This window comes from Aeromonas sp. 82P (assembly GCF_051919365.1).
GTDB lineage: Bacteria > Pseudomonadota > Gammaproteobacteria > Enterobacterales > Aeromonadaceae > Aeromonas > Aeromonas veronii.
In genome coordinates this window covers 724,621-739,594 of the sequence record NZ_JBQBEV010000001.1, presented here as the reverse complement: position 1 = coordinate 739,594, position 14,974 = coordinate 724,621, and the positions used below count along the sequence as shown (strand labels likewise).

Below are 14,974 nucleotides of genomic sequence, written 5' to 3'. Positions count from 1 at the left end.
ATCCTAAGAATTTGGAGGTGCAGAAAACCGGCTAACTTTACCAATGCCCACCCCAATGGGCAAGCGCTCAAACTGTCGCCAATCAATCAGGCGCGACAAAAATGCGAGTCATCACTCACTCGCACACGCTTGCAAACACTAATAAACAAGGATTTAGGGGGATGCTGTTGAGCCAACCCCCCTTACACATCAATTACTGCAATACTTCGCGCCGATAAATAATTCTGTCATTACCCCGGCTGGAGCCGAAAATGGCCTCACCTTGCAGGTTGCCGTCATTGGCACTCGTTGGGTCAGACAACCAGAGTGGCGATGATGGCTGTTTTGCCAAATCGACCTTGTAGGGAATGCGCACCGAGATGTCCGGCTTGGCAAAGTGGAACAGGATCTCTCCGTCTTTCGCCAGTGCAGCATCCCCACCCGGTGCAGAACTACCCAACCCCAGCTTGATCTTGCGACCCGCCCCCAGATTCAGCTCGCGAGTCGCCGCATCAAAGGTGTGACTCGGATTGAGGAAAGTGAACCCCTGATTGGCCAAAGAGAGCTGGGTACATTGATCTTCCTTGTTTTGCAGCCAGTTGCCCCCTTCGTAATATTGTATCTGCAGTGGAATGGCCAGCGGCGCCGAGGCCAGGCCGGCCGCCGTACCAGCCTGCAGGCGGCCAAAATAGGCTTTCATAGGCACACTGTCTATCTGACGGGCATTACAGCCGCTGCCACTGCAGTTACCTACCACGGCATCATTGAAATTCGGGCTGGCAATCAGCGTTCTGTCGCCATCGTTATCCCTCATATACAGACCAAACAACAAAGACTTGTAGGGACCATCCGGTTGCGTGCCAGAGAGGCGCACAAACTCACTGCTACCGGTAGTCAAGGCCGCACGGCCATCGAGCCATGGCAGCGGCTGCAGACTGCGCAAGCGGCTCGACAGGGATTTACCATCCTTATCATTGGCAACCGAGAGATAGGCTTCGCCCTTGGCAAAGGGCCCTGTATAGTTTCGGGTCTGTACACCCGTCGTATTACGAGCCAGCACATCCAGCATGACACCAAAGGGTTGCCCCATATAGGAGAACGCATTGCAAGCCGGCACTATGTCGCCGCTCACCAGATTGAAGTCGGCAGGAATAAAACGCCCCACCGGCTGGCTCTGGGCTGATGGGATGGTGTAATTGAAGTAGCCATTGGCTGGTGGCGTCGCCGTCATCCGGAACACACCCACCTCGCTGACTGACTGGGTGACCTTATTGATATTGTTGATGCCCATCCCATTAGAGTGGTTATAGCTCGCTGTACCGACCTGCGCATTTTGCCCGGGAATCGGGGCAACCAGTTGAGTAGCAAGAGCGATGTTAGTCAAAGCAAAGTTAGGCGTAGTCAGGTTCCCAGCGCAGATATCCCCATCATTGGCCGACTCCCAGGCCATCGCCTTGATATCCACCTGGAACGTTTCCCCTGCTTTTTTGAATACCGGACAACTGCTATCACCTGCCGCGCAGACCCCTTGCGGAGGGGTTATACACAAGCCGACAGGACGTGCCACAAACGTGTCGGACCCCGTCATCACCAGACCCGCCGTCTCACCACTGCCATTATGACTGGCTGAAAGCTTCATCTGACCCGCATCCGGGTAGGTCACTTTTTTCAAGGTCGCTTTACCCTGATTATCAAAAGTCAGGTCGAGGGTGGTTGGTGTTGGTGAAGAAACACTGCCGGCATAAGTTGCAATGGTGTTGCCATCGATGGAGATCTTGCTACCAAAGCTATTGGTATTTGGATTGTTGTACGTTCCCCAAAAGCCGACAGACCTCACGCCGGTAAATCCGGGCACACATTGCTTGGTAATGTCGTCTTTTTTGACCGCACTGATAGTCACATCCTGAGGCTGGTTGGAATAAGTATCAGGCACATCAAAGAAGAAGCCGCTATCGGCAAAGTTCAGGGTACAGGCTGCCGCACTGGGCGTACCGGCCCCGGCCTTGCACAAGGTGGTACTGAATGGCTTGGTCGTCGGAGTCGAACCGGAAACGCCTATGGTCACCGCGGTCGGCGTATTGTTGCGCAACTGCACCGTGGTCGAACCGCCGCTAAAGGTCACCGTATTGCCGCCAATCCAACCATTGCTGGCAGAAGTAGGGGTAAGACTCAGGGTTGCAGTAACCGGGTCCGTGATAAGCGTGGTACAAGCGGCATCGGCGCACGCCTTGACCGTCACCGTCTCGGGGTTGCATGTCAGTGGCTGACCGGAGTGATCAAGTTGGAAATGATCAATCTGCACCCCGATCGGGTTGGAGCGCAGGGCACAGATCTGGATATCATCCAGCTCATGGTTATTGTTGGCACCTCCGGTTGACCCTGTAAGCGACAGCAAAAAATCTGCAGGAACCTGCTCCTGCCCAGCGGTCGCCATCGCATCGAATGGCGCAACCAGGGTACTAAATCCGGAGCCAGTATTTCTATCCAGCGAGACCATGGAGCGGCCAGCCACACGTGAATCAATCCTTAACCGATATAGATGGCCGGGCTGGGCGGAACTGGTGCCACTTACATCAATCTTGGGATTAAGATTGGCTGCCGTGCCTGCCAAATAGCGATAACTTGAACCGACGCCCCCCCGAATCGCAATTGCTTGAGCACGGAATCCTGGGCCACCAACTTTCCCTTCATTACCGTTGGAAAAGTTGCCATATTCGTCAAGCCCGACGCCAAGCCAACCACCGGCAAAACCGGACGTTCCATTATTACGCTGGGCATAACCAAGGGCACCGCCAAAACTACCTGGCTGCGGGGTTACTGTCGCATCAGAAAGAATCACCGCTAATCCATCCCCCCCGGTATTCCACCAATTGGGTGACCATGCGTAATAACGAAAGGTTACTTCAACCAAATTGTTTGCAGCCGGGAATAAACGTTGATAAGTCGCTGAGGTAGCTTGGTTACCACTCGCTTCAGTCATCCGTAATCGGCCGCTGACAATCTTCGGGTCAAAAGTACCAGAAGTCCGTTTGACAACCCACTTGTCACTCAACACAGTTCCAGGAAAATTATCTGAAAAACACCCAAGTATGGGAGTGAATGTCTGATCATTGATTACCGAATTATCCGTCATATTCAGGCTACGGCTTGTCGTACGACCACGAATGATGGCTGAATTGTTAAGCGTCAATTTTTGATCGGAATACACGTAACCATTTATTTGACTACCGCCATTCAGAGTAATCCCACCATAACCAAATAACAGTAGAGAACCCTCACCAGAGGCGTTCAATATAGCATCATTCAGCTCAAGATTATTTTTGACAAAAATACGAACTTCACCCTGGATCTGAATTTCTGTCCCCTGATTCATCGTTAATGATTCAATCCAGTAATCACCAGATGAAAAAATCACTTTGGCACCATTGTTCAATGCCAGCGACTTGATCCGATATTCTGTAGCAGCACTGGAGAAACTTAACGAACAGCTGGTATTCAATGCGATGGAATTAAATTGGTTTGAGGTTGCACTCCCGACACTCAACTGCTGCCCAGCTTGGCACTGTGTAAAATTCCCACTTGAACCACTACTTGATAAAAAGATATTGCCGCCGGTAATAGATAACCCACGAATTGTATTGCGGGTAATAGTACACAAGCGGCGAGAGCCATCTGCGTTGTCACACGCGTCCAACGGCATCCCGGAGCCTTGAGTTGAGGCACAGTAATTGAGTGCAGCCCCTGCAGTACCGTTCACCTTGGCGGAGCCATACATAGTTAATGCCGGATTACTAAGGGCTGCACAGCTATCGGTCGTGTCCCCACGATGACCCTGAGTTACCGCAGGGAAATAGGTTGCAGTATCAATCACCTGAAACGCCCCTGCTGCGCCACTAAATAGCCACACGGCTGCGACGATCCATAAATTGCGCATCAGGGAGTTCCTCCATCATAAGCTTCGACCATCAGGGTTCGGCTCACGGCAAAATCAGGGTTGGCACTGTTAAGGTCGGAGCTACCACAGGTTCCGACACTCTCGAGACGATAGCCCGTGCTGCTCTGGTTGTTATAGGTCACCGATACCTCCTGGCAAATGACCTCCACCTTGCAGCCTACCAAGCCAGGATTGCTAAACTGACGCCCCCCCTCCTGCACCAAGCTGCATCGATCCGAAGGTGGCGCGGTCGGTCGGTTGGGAAAAAGCTGATACAGGGCAATCTCCAGCCCGCTCTGGGCGGCCAGCAGGGCACGCACGCTGCGCACCTCCACCGTATTTTTCTCGCCGCTATCGACCAAAAAACGGCCCATGGCAGCCGCCAGCAGTGCCATCACCACAATCACAAACAGGGCGATCATCAAGGCGCTGCCTCGCATCCGTCCGAAAGCCTGTGGATCAGGGCACATTGAACACCTCTATCTTGTGGTTGAAGGTGACCGACTCCCCCTTGCGCTCGAAGACAAAGCGCATGCCAAACTCCCCTTCGGCGTTAAACGCCGAGGTTTCACGATAGAAGACATTGCCAGGCCGAAGTGACTCGGCCATCAGGACTCCTAGCGGTAAGGTGCTGCCAGCGGCACTGATCCCTGCACTGGTTCGGTATAGCGCCCCTCCAGATACGCAGTAACGCACCTGCTCGCGAGCAAAATACACTCTCATGCCGGGAGATGTACCATCCAGCAGCGCACCGCTATACCCGATTGATTGGGCTCCAGAGATCACCGGACCCACAGCCTCAACTTGCGCCACGCAACGACCATAATCACAGCGGTCCCGTATCGACTGCGTACCGCTGGAAACGGGTTGGGGAAACACCACTAACCAGTCGTTTACCGGCTCAACTGCAACAGGAGGCGCAACCATGACCAGCTCAAGTGTGGACGAGGCGCCAGACGGGCGATTGAGGGCAAGATAGCGCCCCGAGTTGCTGATGGGCCAAAACCGCAGACAGGGGCCTTGGTCCAGCCAATTACCATTCTGATCTTCAATGCGCTCCGATCCCGGCACCGCATCGCGCAGTTCGCGGTTAAGCCGCTCCATGGCGAAACGGGCATCACTCATCAACTGTTCACGGCTACTGGCATCGCCATAAATCTGGGTGCCGATTCCGATAAACTGGCTGGTAAAGGTCGCCATAATCCCGAGCAACAGGATGACCATCACCAGCTCGACCAGAGTAAAGCCACTGTTACCCCGAGGCTTGCGGTAGGTTCGATTAGCAGCCAGGCGTAATCGGACGTCGGAAGTAGCAGCAGGAGCAGACATTCGGACAGACAAGCAGGAGCGTTCCATCAGTAGTTCCCCCGATAGAAGGAGAAGTCGAGCACACTCCCATCCGGCAGCTTCACCTGCAACAGAACTCGCTTGCCGATAGACTCTGCCTTAAGACCCGGGCTGCCAAACAGGTCATCCGGCGTCACGGCGATCCTGACCTGGTAGTTGCGATACTCATCGCTTGCGACCTTGGAATCGGCTTGAGTAAAGAATGCCGCCTCAATCCAGTCACTGTTCAAGCAGTTAACCTCAGCCCATCCCTTGGCACAAATGACGCTGGTCTGATAATCATCCACATCATTAAAGGTATAGGGCTCCCGTTCACCACCATCCGGGCCATACTGGCTGGGCTGCCAACCCGCAATCGCCGGAGCAGGAGGATTCTGGGTACAGGTCACACCGACAGGGCAACTGCAATCCCCATAAAATTGGCCATTGAAGGTCTCGCCACAACGATAACGACCACCATTATGATCCGACTTTTCATCAAACGACTTTTGCAAGATCTCGCTGGCCAGCCGCTGGGCCAGCTGGGCGGCACGCACCTGCTGCACCGGATCCACCGCCTGAGGTGCCTGATTAATGAGCAACCCAAGAATGCCGGTCAAGGCCACCGCCAGCAGCACTATGCCAACGATCAGCTCAATCAGGGTAAAACCGAGCTTAAGGGATCTCATGGATAAACCCCTCGGATTCAATCTTGATGGGGCTGGTTTCGCGGCCATCTGTGACTTGCAGCTCGCAGCCACCGGCGCAGCTACCGAGCGGGCGGCCCATCTGATCAAAGCGGATAACAAAAGGAGGCGTGCCCTTGTTCGAGGAGAGGGAGATCCCGGCTGACAGGGTCACCGGACGGCCACGGGTGAGCTGATTAGCGTTCCAGCTCGATATAACCGCAGGATCGCCACAAGGGGAGAGCGTGCTGTGGCCAAACTGGCCCTCGTCAACCCGCAGTGAGGTACAACGATTGGCCGGTTCGTGCATATTGACGGTCTGTACCAGCCGCAGCCGGGTAAGCAGCTCGTCACGCACGGTTTGAGTTTCAAAGCCGCCTTTGCCCAGCCATTTTGGCACGGCAAAGGCGGCCAGAATCCCGAGTAACAGGATCACCAGTACCAGTTCAATCAGGGTAAAGCCCTTGGTTGCAGGCATGGGTTTTCTCATCAGGGAAAAGAGAAAGCGAGGCCGAAGCCTCGCTCAGACATCAATCAATTACACGCAGTGTTGATAGAAATCGTTGGTCGATTGGTATTGCTGGTCAAAGTATTAGCGTAAGTAACGTCACACTTGTCATCTTGTGCACTTGCTGCACGGAAGGTGCCTTTGCTGCCAGATACTTCTGACCATCCATCCAAAGTTACGGTTTTGGCAACTTCATCTGTTACTGGATAGCCATAGTTAGTTTTCACAGTATCTGTAGTGCTGATTGCCACAGATACGGTTGCTCCTGAAGCTGTATTCTCCAGACCAGCAATAGCAGCCTTGCTATAGATCATTTGAGAACTGCTCTGTAGTGCAGCCTGCACGCCTTGAGCGGCAGAATAACGTGCATCATCCTGCAGATTCAGGAACTTGGGTGCAGCGGTAACCGCCAGAATACCCAGAATGATGATCACGATAACCAGTTCGATCAGGGTAAAACCCGCCTGTTTTTTCATTTCACTTTCCTCTGTTAATTAATATTTGTGGTCACCTGACCGGACGCCGGGCGGTAACTGAAACTCATAAATGCATCAGTCTTGCCTTGCGGATCCTGATACTTGCCATCACTGCCCTTACTCAAACTATTGACCAGATAGTAACGGCAGACCGAATCCAGTCCATTACTGCTCACTGTGGCATAGTATTTCAGGTCATTGCCGCTACCGCGCACTTCATTGAAGCTGGCCGTAGCCTTGGGCGGGTTTTGCAGTAACCCCTCCCAAATATTGAGACAACGTTCGGCGGTCAGATTGGCCGGATCCACATCGGGATTACCGCTTGCAACGGTATCCATGGGATAGCCGGGCGACAGCTCTCCGTTGCTGATCTGGGTATCGGTCGGAGTGGTCAGATAGAAGCGGCTGCCGTCATAGAGCACGGTATTGAGGCTGTCCTGTTTGGCGCGACCTTCCGCCTCCCATTGAGCACGCACCAGCGAAACGCCGGTAGCAAAACCGCCGGAGACTCCCTCGACGCTGGCCTTTTTCGCTTCATCTGTCACATCGAGAAAGCGCGGCAGTGCAGTCACCGCCAGGATCCCCAGGATCACGATAACGATCACCAGCTCAATGAGGGAAAAGCCGGCAGACCGTCTTCTCATCCCGTTTTCCGGCATTGTTGGTGCCATTGGTTTCATTGTCATGCTCCCTCCGTAATGCCCCACATTATTTCATGCAGGCCCAAAAAAATCATGTAGTTGGGTCATATGATTAGTTTCATTCAAGGCTTTTTCATCACCCGCCCGTCAGAAAACTGATAAACCAGCCAATAACCATCCCACCCCATCTCGCAACCACTGCCATCGGGGAGGGCCAGAACCTGCAGGGGAGGCACGCCCCCCTTCGTCTCACCCATCAGTGCCAGCCACAACTGACGGCAATTTTCCGAAGGAGATTGCAGCGGCACCAGCCCCAGGGGCCAGCCTCGGGCATCAAACTGCCACCCCTTGCCGGCGACATGCAGTGTCTGCGGGCGCCGCTCATCGAGCCAAATGCCGTGCAAACGCTGTGCCCGCTCGGCAAATTGCTCCCCCAGCAAAGTGAGGGTGAGCTGCTGCGCCTCTTCCCGGTGGCCCTGATAGCTACGCACCAGGGTCGCCACAATCACCATCAGCAGGATGATCACGGCGATCCGCCGATATCCGGTCAGCCAGCGATCATCTTGCTGCGTCTGTCTGCTCATCCAGCCCTCGACTCCACCGATCACTTGCCTCTTACGGCTCTCATCATGTCCCACCATTCAAGCGTGAAGATGCCGAGTTACTTGCCGCGAACAGCGCGCATCATGTCCCACATGGGGGTGAAGATACCCAGCGCCAGGATCAACACCATTACTGCTACGATCCCGATCAGGATCGGCTCGATGCGGGCGGTGAGACTCTTGAGGTCATAATCCACCTCCCGCTCGTAATACTCGGCCGCTTCGTGCAGCAGGTCATCGACCTGACCTGTCTCCTCCCCCACGGCGATCATCTGCATCACCAGCGGGGTAAACAGGCCGCTGCTGCTGGCTGTGCGAAGCAGGCTCTCGCCCCGCTCGATACCAGCGCGCATATCCCGTACCCGCCCCGCCATATAAGCGTTATCTACTGCATCGGCCACCAGGGTCAGCGCCGTGTTCAGCGGCACCCCGGCTTTGAGCATCATGGAAAAACTGCGGGCAAAACGGGCCAGCAGGGAGCGCTCTATGATGGTGCCGACGATCGGCAACTTGAGCTGCCAGCGGTGCCAGGTCAGCTTACCCTTGGTGGTGGCGACCCAGCGGCGCCAACCGAACACCATCCCAGCCAGAATGGCGAGCAGCAACCACCAATAGTTGACAAAAAAGTGCGAGGTGGCGAGCAGAATGCGGGTAGCCAGCGGCAATTCCACCCCGAATTTGGCGAACATGCCGGCAAACACCGGGATCACCATGATATTGAGGATCACCATGGCGATACCGATGGCGATCATCACGAAGCTGGGGTAGCGCATGGCGGTCTTGATCCGCTTGCGAGTCTCCAGCTCCAGCTCGAAATAGTTGGCGAGCTGCAAAAAGGACTCTTCCAGCTGACCTGTGTTCTCACCCACATGGATGATGGCGACGAACAGGCTGCTGAATACCTTGGGGTGCCCCTGCATCGAGCTCGACAGCGGGCGACCGTTGCCGAGATCTTCCCCCAGCGAGTGAAGCGCCCGCTTGAGCGGCTTGCTGTGAGTGCTCTCCTCCAGCCCGGCGATGGCACGCAGGATCGGGATCCCCGCCCGGGTCAGGGCATACATCTGGCGGCTGAAGATCACCAGCTCATCCAGCTTGACGCCCCCTTCCAGCAACAGTGACCAGTCGATGGCAGCGGATTTGGCCTTGCCCGGTTTGAGCTCGGTGGGCATCACGCCACGGCGCATCAGCTGTTCGGCGGCAGCCATCTCGTTGGCCGCTTCGACCACGCCACTGGTGGCGTTGCCCTGGCTGTCACGCCCCTTGTAGGCAAAGTTAGCCATCGCTTACCCCAAATCCTCGGCCAGTCGCAGCACCTCGTCCACCGAGGTGATCCCCTGACGGGCATAATCGAGTGCAGTGAGGGCCAGCGGCCGGTAGTGTTCGTGTTGACGGGCCGCCTTGGCGAACCCTTCCGCATCGTTGCGGCGCAGGGCATCCATCATCGGCTGATCCAGCTCCAGCAGCTCGTAGACCCCGATCCGGCCGGAATAACCGGTAAAGTTGCAGCTCTGGCAACCCCGGCCCTTGTGATAGGTGTGCTGGCCAGGCGCCTCGCCGGAGAGCACCGTGAGCCAGGTGGCCTGCCCTTCGTCGGGCGCCTTCTCCTCGACGCAGTGCTCACATACCCGCCGCACCAGCCGCTGGGCGACCACCGCCCGCAGGGCGCTCGCCACCAGATAGCCGGGCGCCCCCATGTCGATAAGGCGCAAGGCACTGGTCACCGCATCGTTGGTGTGCAAGGTGGTCAGCACCAGGTGACCTGTGATGGCGCCACGCAGACCGATCTCTACCGTCTCGTTGTCCCGCATCTCACCCACCAGCAGGATGTCCGGATCCTGACGCAGGGTGGAGCGCAGCACGTTGGAGAAGGTGAGGCCGATCTTGGGGTTGACCTGCACCTGATTGACGCGGGAGAGACGATACTCCACCGGGTCTTCTACCGTGATGATCTTGTTGCTGGACTGGTTGAGCTCGGAGAGGGCGCCATAGAGGGTGGTGGTCTTGCCGCTACCGGTCGGGCCGGTCACCAGGATCATGCCGTGCGGGCGTTTGAGCTGGCGACGGAAACGGGTCAGGATCTCCGGCGGCATCCCGGTCTCGGTCAACGACAGGATGCCGGAGGATTGATCCAGCAGACGCATCACCACAGACTCGCCATACTGCACCGGCATGGTGGACATCCGCACATCCACATCGCGGCCGCGTACCTTCATGTTGAAACGGCCATCCTGCGGCAAGCGCTTCTCGGAAATATCGAGCCCCGCCACCAGCTTGAGGCGCAGCACCAGCGCCTGGGCGATGCGCACCTCGTTGAGGATATTCTCGTGGAGGATGCCGTCGATCCGCTGGCGAATGCGCAGCACTTTCTCGTCCGGCTCGATGTGGATATCCGACGCCCCCACCTGCACCGCATCCTCGAACAGGGAGCGCAGCAGCTTGGCCACCGTTGCCTCCCCCTCGTCGTTAGCCCCCAGATTGCTGGAGCCCAGCTCGAAGCCGGAGTCCTGATACTCCTCCTGCAACTGTTCGGCGAAACTCTCAATCTCGCGGGTACGGCGATAGAGGCGGTCGAAATACTCTAGCAGTTGCCCTTCCCGCGCAACCGCCAGCACCATGATGCGCGGGCTGAGCAGGGCGGCGACGGCATCCAGTGCGCTCAGATCCGCCGGGTCCGACATCGCCACCGTCACCTTGTCGTCGGTAAGGTTGACCGCCAGCGCCCGATAGCGACGCGCCTGCACTTCGGGCAGCAGCGGCACCGCGGCGGCGTCGATGGTGAGGTTGTTAAGATCGAAGAAGGGCACATCCAGCTGGCGAGCGAGGAACTGCAACAACTGCACCTCACTGATAAAGCCGAGGTCGATGAGAGTGGTGCCCAGCTTGCGGCCGGTCTGACGCTGCTGCTGCAGGGCAAGCTGCAGCTGATCATCAGAGATGATCTGCTCTTGTACCAGCAGGTCGCCGAGGCGCATTTTCAGTCTGGGTTGTGCCATGTTTGCTCCGATCTCTGTTACTTCACACCCGTTGCCGCATCCGATTAGGCTTAGCTAATCGAATCTGCTGTTTATCAAGGGGTTAGTTGACCAACTCGTTGTTCCAGCCAGTTGGTCGACGCCTCGCCGAGGTTGCCGTGCAGCAAGGCGTTGCGATAGGCATCGAGCGCCCGCTGGCTGTGGCCCTGACCATCCTCGGCCACGCCGAGGCCAAGCCACCAGCGGCCCTGATCCGGCTGCTGGCGCAGCAGCTTCACATAGAGCGCCGCCGCATCGGCATTCTGGCCCAGCTCCTGAGTCAGTCCTGCCCAAGTCGCGTAATAGTCCATGTTGCTGGCGAGATCCGGCTGGTAGCCGGACAACCAGCCAAGCGCCTGCTGCTGTTGCCCCTCGCTGATGGCAAGGCGGACCAGCAGCAGACGAAAATCGGCCTGTTGGGGATCGAGCCGGATCCCCTCTTCCAGCAGCTGACGCGCCTCGGTCAGGCGGCCCTCGCCGTAGAGCAGCCCCGCCAGCTGCTCGCGCGCCCCCTGGTTGTAGGGGTCGTGGGCCAGCACCTGATAGTAGTTGTCCTGCGCATCCCGCAGGCTTCCCTTGGCCATGGCGGTGGTCGCCTTGCGCTCCGCCAGTGCCGCCAGCTCCTTGGCCGACAGCTCCACCGTCTCGATCTTCAATACGCTCGGTTTGCGGGGTGTGCTGGCGACGGCCTGCTGCTCTGCCGCCAGTTCGGCGTAAAGCTCGGGCTGCAGCTCTTCATCGGTCGGCTCGGACTCGTCAACATCGCTGGAGGCATCAAAGGGCGCCCCATAGGCCGTATCGCCAGAGTCATGCTCCCCAACCTCATCATTCACCTCGTCCTGACTTGGCAGCGGCAGCGCAGCCGACACCTCGACCGACTCGGGCTGGCTGACGGGCGCGGCGGCCCTTGCCACCACATCGGGGGCGATCACTTCACTGGCAGCCGTCACGGTATGGGTCTGCTGCCAGTAGATCCAGGTTCGCCAACCGAGGATCCCCAGTGCCAGACCGCAGATCAGGGTCAGCAGCAACATCCACCATCCCTGCTGACGCGCAGGGGCAATATAGACGGCAGCTCCATCGGATCCTTGCTGACGCTGATCCAGATCTTTCAGCATCTGGTTAATGACGCTCATGGCCAGACTCCATAAGCCAGGGCGCACCCCAGCAACAGTAACAGGGGCCACCAGCGCCGTGGCGCAAAGCGGCTGGCATCGTCGGTATCGCGAATGGCAAGCCGGACCAGACGGCTATCGACCTGACGCACACCCTGACCATAGGCCAGCATCAGGCACTTCTGCGCCAGGATATTGATCAGTCTCGGGATCCCTCGCGATGCGCGCCACAACAGACGCATGGCTCGACCTGCAAACAACGGTGCCCCGCGGTAACCGGAGACCTGCAATCTGTGCTCCAGATAGGCGCGGGTCTCGTCAAAACGCAGCGGCCGCAGGCAGTAGGAGAAGCCAATCCGCTGGCGCAGTTGGCGCAGATGCGGCTTGGCCAGTCTGGTATCCAGCTCCGGCTGGCCGAACAGCACGATCTGCAGCAGCTTGCTCGATTCGGTCTCGAGATTGCCGAACAGGCGGATCGCCTCCAGCGTCTCGTCCGGCAGCGCTTGCGCCTCGTCGATCAGCACCACCACCCGGCTGCCCTGCTGGTGCAGACTGATCAGGTGACGATGGATACGATCGGTCAGATCCAGCTCGCTCTGGTCCCGTACAGCCAACCCCAGCTCCAGCGCCAGCGCGATGCGCAGTTCGGCCGGAGTGAGGTGGGGATTGGGCAACCAGGCAAGCCGCACCGGACGCGCTTCCGAACCCAGCTCGCTGAGCAGCTTGCGGCAGAGCAGGGTCTTGCCGGTACCCACCTCGCCGGTCACCTTGATAAAGCCCTCCCCCTGCGCCAGCGCCCAGTTCAGCACCTGCAGCGCCTCTTCGTGAGGCGGCAAGCCGTAGTAGAAGCCGGTATTGGGAGTGAGGCTGAACGGTGCCTCCTGCAGGCCGAAGTGGGTCAGGTACATGAGAACTCACCTGCAACGGCAAGCAAGCAGCCTGTGCTGGCAAGGCCGCACAGGCCGTTCGGGATAAGGGTGACCGCATCTGGTGTCATGGGTCAGCCCTTGGCCGGATACCACTTGTCGAGCAGCTCGGAGGAGCGTTGCAGCTCGTTTTGCCAGGTATCTTTCTCCACCACGGTCGGTTTGAGCATGATCACCAGCTCCACCTTCTTGGTGCTCTCGCGGCGGTTGGTAAAGGCTTCACCCACCCAGGGAATATCCCCCAGCAGCGGCACCTTGCTGACGATCTCCTGCTTGTCGGTCTTCATCAGACCGCCGATAACGATGATGTCACCGTTATTGGCCTGCACCACGGTATCCGACTCGCGGATCGAGCTCTTGGCGAGCGGCAGTTGCAACTTGCCGCCCGAGGTACCCATGTCGATCACCTTGTTTTGCTCTTCGGTATCGATAACCGAGGGATGGATGTGCAGCAGCACCTTCCCCTCTTCATCGATCTGCGGCGTTACGTCCAGCGCAATACCGGAGAAGAAGGGGGTCAGCTCCACGTTAGGTGTCTTGTCTGTACCCGTCGAGGTAGTGGTAATAGTGGTGGACGCATTGGTGACGTAATATTCGTCCGTCCCCACCTTGATCACCGCCTTCTGGTTGTTGGTTGCGGTGACACGGGGACTGGAGAGGGTATTCACATCGCCTTGGGTCTTGAGCAGGTTGACCGCCACATTGAAGTTGCCATCAGAGATGGTAAAGCCAGCCCCCCCGCCGAGCGCAGTAAAGATCTGGTTGGGAGTGGAAGGCAACTGGGTATTGGCCAACGACTGGCCACCGGTAATCCCCTTGTTGCCATCCCAGCTGGCGGAGAGACCGCTCCAGTCCACCCCCTGCTCATACCCTTCGTTGAGGGCAACTTCGATGATCCGAGCCTCCAGCACCACCTGCCGCTTGAGGTGACTCTCGGACTGGGTCAGGAATTCACGCACCGCCTTGAGCTCTTTCGGGTAGGCGCGAATGGTGACCAGACCCGCCTGCGGGCTGGTGATCACGGCGCGACCGTCACCCGTGCCAATCAGGGTCTGCAGGGAGTCGCGCAGATCAGTCCAGTAGTCGCTGTTGGTGTCGGTTTCGATACGGGTGCCGTTGTTGTTGTCACCGCTCGAGTTGCTGCTGGTTGAGCTGTTGCTGCCGCTGTTGTTGTTCGATGCACTGTCAAAACTGCTGTCGCTGCTGTTATTGCTGTCATTGGCCGTCACCCCGCCTGTGCTGACCGAGGTGCGGGAGAGGCCACGACGGGACATCATCAGGTAGTTGACCGGGATGGTTTCGGTACGCAGACCCGCCGGATAGATATGGAAGACATTGCCCTTGCGCTGCACGTCGAAGCCGTACATATCACCCACCACCGCCAGCACTTCTGGCAGAGTCACATCCTTGAGCTCGACGGAGACCAGCCCGGCCACCCCGGGGTGAACCGCCACGCTGTAGCGGGAGCCCTTGAACAGGGAACCGAAAAACTCCACCGCTTCCACGTCGTGAGCCGCGATACGCAGCCGCTTCTCCGGCATGCCGACCGGCATCTGCGGCCGGTTCAGCTGCAGCAATTCACTTTGCACCGATTTGGGCAACGCGGTCAGAGGGGCAGCCTGTTTCTGCTGTTCGTTCATGGCCTGCTTGAGAGCATCCTTGGCCTGGGTCGGCTCGGGGTGCTGATACGTGGTACAGCCTGCAGCCATCATGGCCACGGAGATCAGACAGAGACGGTGTTTTTTCATGTAATTAGGGCACCCTGACTTG

The 14,974-nt window shown here is 57.6% G+C and carries 13 protein-coding genes; all 13 read right to left on the bottom strand.

The features are described 5' to 3' along the window. Window positions 1–193: 193 nt before the first annotated feature. Window positions 194–3,913, bottom strand: coding sequence for a DUF6701 domain-containing protein (locus ACTG2S_RS03440; protein ID WP_439981990.1), 3,720 nt, complete (start codon window positions 3,911–3,913; stop codon window positions 194–196). Beyond that, window positions 3,913–4,383: an MSHA biogenesis protein MshP gene (locus ACTG2S_RS03435; RefSeq protein WP_439981989.1), complete on the bottom strand. Its 471-nt coding sequence runs from the start codon at window positions 4,381–4,383 to the stop codon at window positions 3,913–3,915. Before ACTG2S_RS03435 ends, ACTG2S_RS03440 begins: the two co-directional genes overlap by 1 nt. Then, the gene (locus ACTG2S_RS03430; RefSeq protein WP_236272298.1) at window positions 4,373–5,269 is read right to left on the bottom strand and encodes a PilW family protein; all 897 of its coding nucleotides are present in this window, start codon (window positions 5,267–5,269) and stop codon (window positions 4,373–4,375) included. Before ACTG2S_RS03430 ends, ACTG2S_RS03435 begins: the two co-directional genes overlap by 11 nt. After that, on the bottom strand, window positions 5,269–5,928 hold the full coding sequence (locus ACTG2S_RS03425) for a type IV pilus modification PilV family protein (RefSeq protein ID WP_069528451.1): 660 nt from the start codon (window positions 5,926–5,928) through the stop codon (window positions 5,269–5,271). Before ACTG2S_RS03425 ends, ACTG2S_RS03430 begins: the two co-directional genes overlap by 1 nt. Continuing rightward, a complete protein-coding gene (locus ACTG2S_RS03420) occupies window positions 5,915–6,403 on the bottom strand; it encodes a prepilin-type N-terminal cleavage/methylation domain-containing protein (protein WP_076493522.1) in 489 nt (162 codons plus the stop codon). Before ACTG2S_RS03420 ends, ACTG2S_RS03425 begins: the two co-directional genes overlap by 14 nt. Before the next feature lie 56 nt (window positions 6,404–6,459). After that, window positions 6,460–6,909: a prepilin-type N-terminal cleavage/methylation domain-containing protein gene (locus ACTG2S_RS03415; RefSeq protein WP_021231582.1), complete on the bottom strand. Its 450-nt coding sequence runs from the start codon at window positions 6,907–6,909 to the stop codon at window positions 6,460–6,462. A 14-nt stretch (window positions 6,910–6,923) separates the two neighbouring features. Next, a complete protein-coding gene (locus tag ACTG2S_RS03410; protein WP_005348617.1) occupies window positions 6,924–7,595 on the bottom strand; it encodes a prepilin-type N-terminal cleavage/methylation domain-containing protein in 672 nt (223 codons plus the stop codon). 77 nt (window positions 7,596–7,672) lie between these two features. Continuing rightward, window positions 7,673–8,134 (bottom strand): hypothetical protein, encoded by a 462-nt coding sequence (locus ACTG2S_RS03405; protein WP_069555198.1) that lies wholly within the window; start codon window positions 8,132–8,134, stop codon window positions 7,673–7,675. 77 nt (window positions 8,135–8,211) lie between these two features. Beyond that, a complete protein-coding gene (locus tag ACTG2S_RS03400; RefSeq protein ID WP_439981988.1) occupies window positions 8,212–9,432 on the bottom strand; it encodes a type II secretion system F family protein in 1,221 nt (406 codons plus the stop codon). 3 nt (window positions 9,433–9,435) lie between these two features. Further along, complete coding sequence (gene mshE / locus ACTG2S_RS03395) at window positions 9,436–11,145, bottom strand: MSHA fimbrial ATPase MshE (protein ID WP_005348611.1); 1,710 nt, start codon at window positions 11,143–11,145, stop codon at window positions 9,436–9,438. Between the two features lie 74 nt (window positions 11,146–11,219). Continuing rightward, on the bottom strand, window positions 11,220–12,299 hold the full coding sequence (locus ACTG2S_RS03390) for a tetratricopeptide repeat protein (protein ID WP_439981987.1): 1,080 nt from the start codon (window positions 12,297–12,299) through the stop codon (window positions 11,220–11,222). Then, window positions 12,296–13,186, bottom strand: a complete 891-nt coding sequence (gene mshM / locus ACTG2S_RS03385) for an MSHA fimbrial biogenesis protein MshM (protein ID WP_216947826.1) — start codon at window positions 13,184–13,186, stop codon at window positions 12,296–12,298. Before mshM ends, ACTG2S_RS03390 begins: the two co-directional genes overlap by 4 nt. Before the next feature lie 92 nt (window positions 13,187–13,278). Beyond that, window positions 13,279–14,952, bottom strand: a complete 1,674-nt coding sequence (mshL, locus tag ACTG2S_RS03380) for a pilus (MSHA type) biogenesis protein MshL (RefSeq protein ID WP_058056298.1) — start codon at window positions 14,950–14,952, stop codon at window positions 13,279–13,281. Window positions 14,953–14,974: the final 22 nt, after the last annotated feature.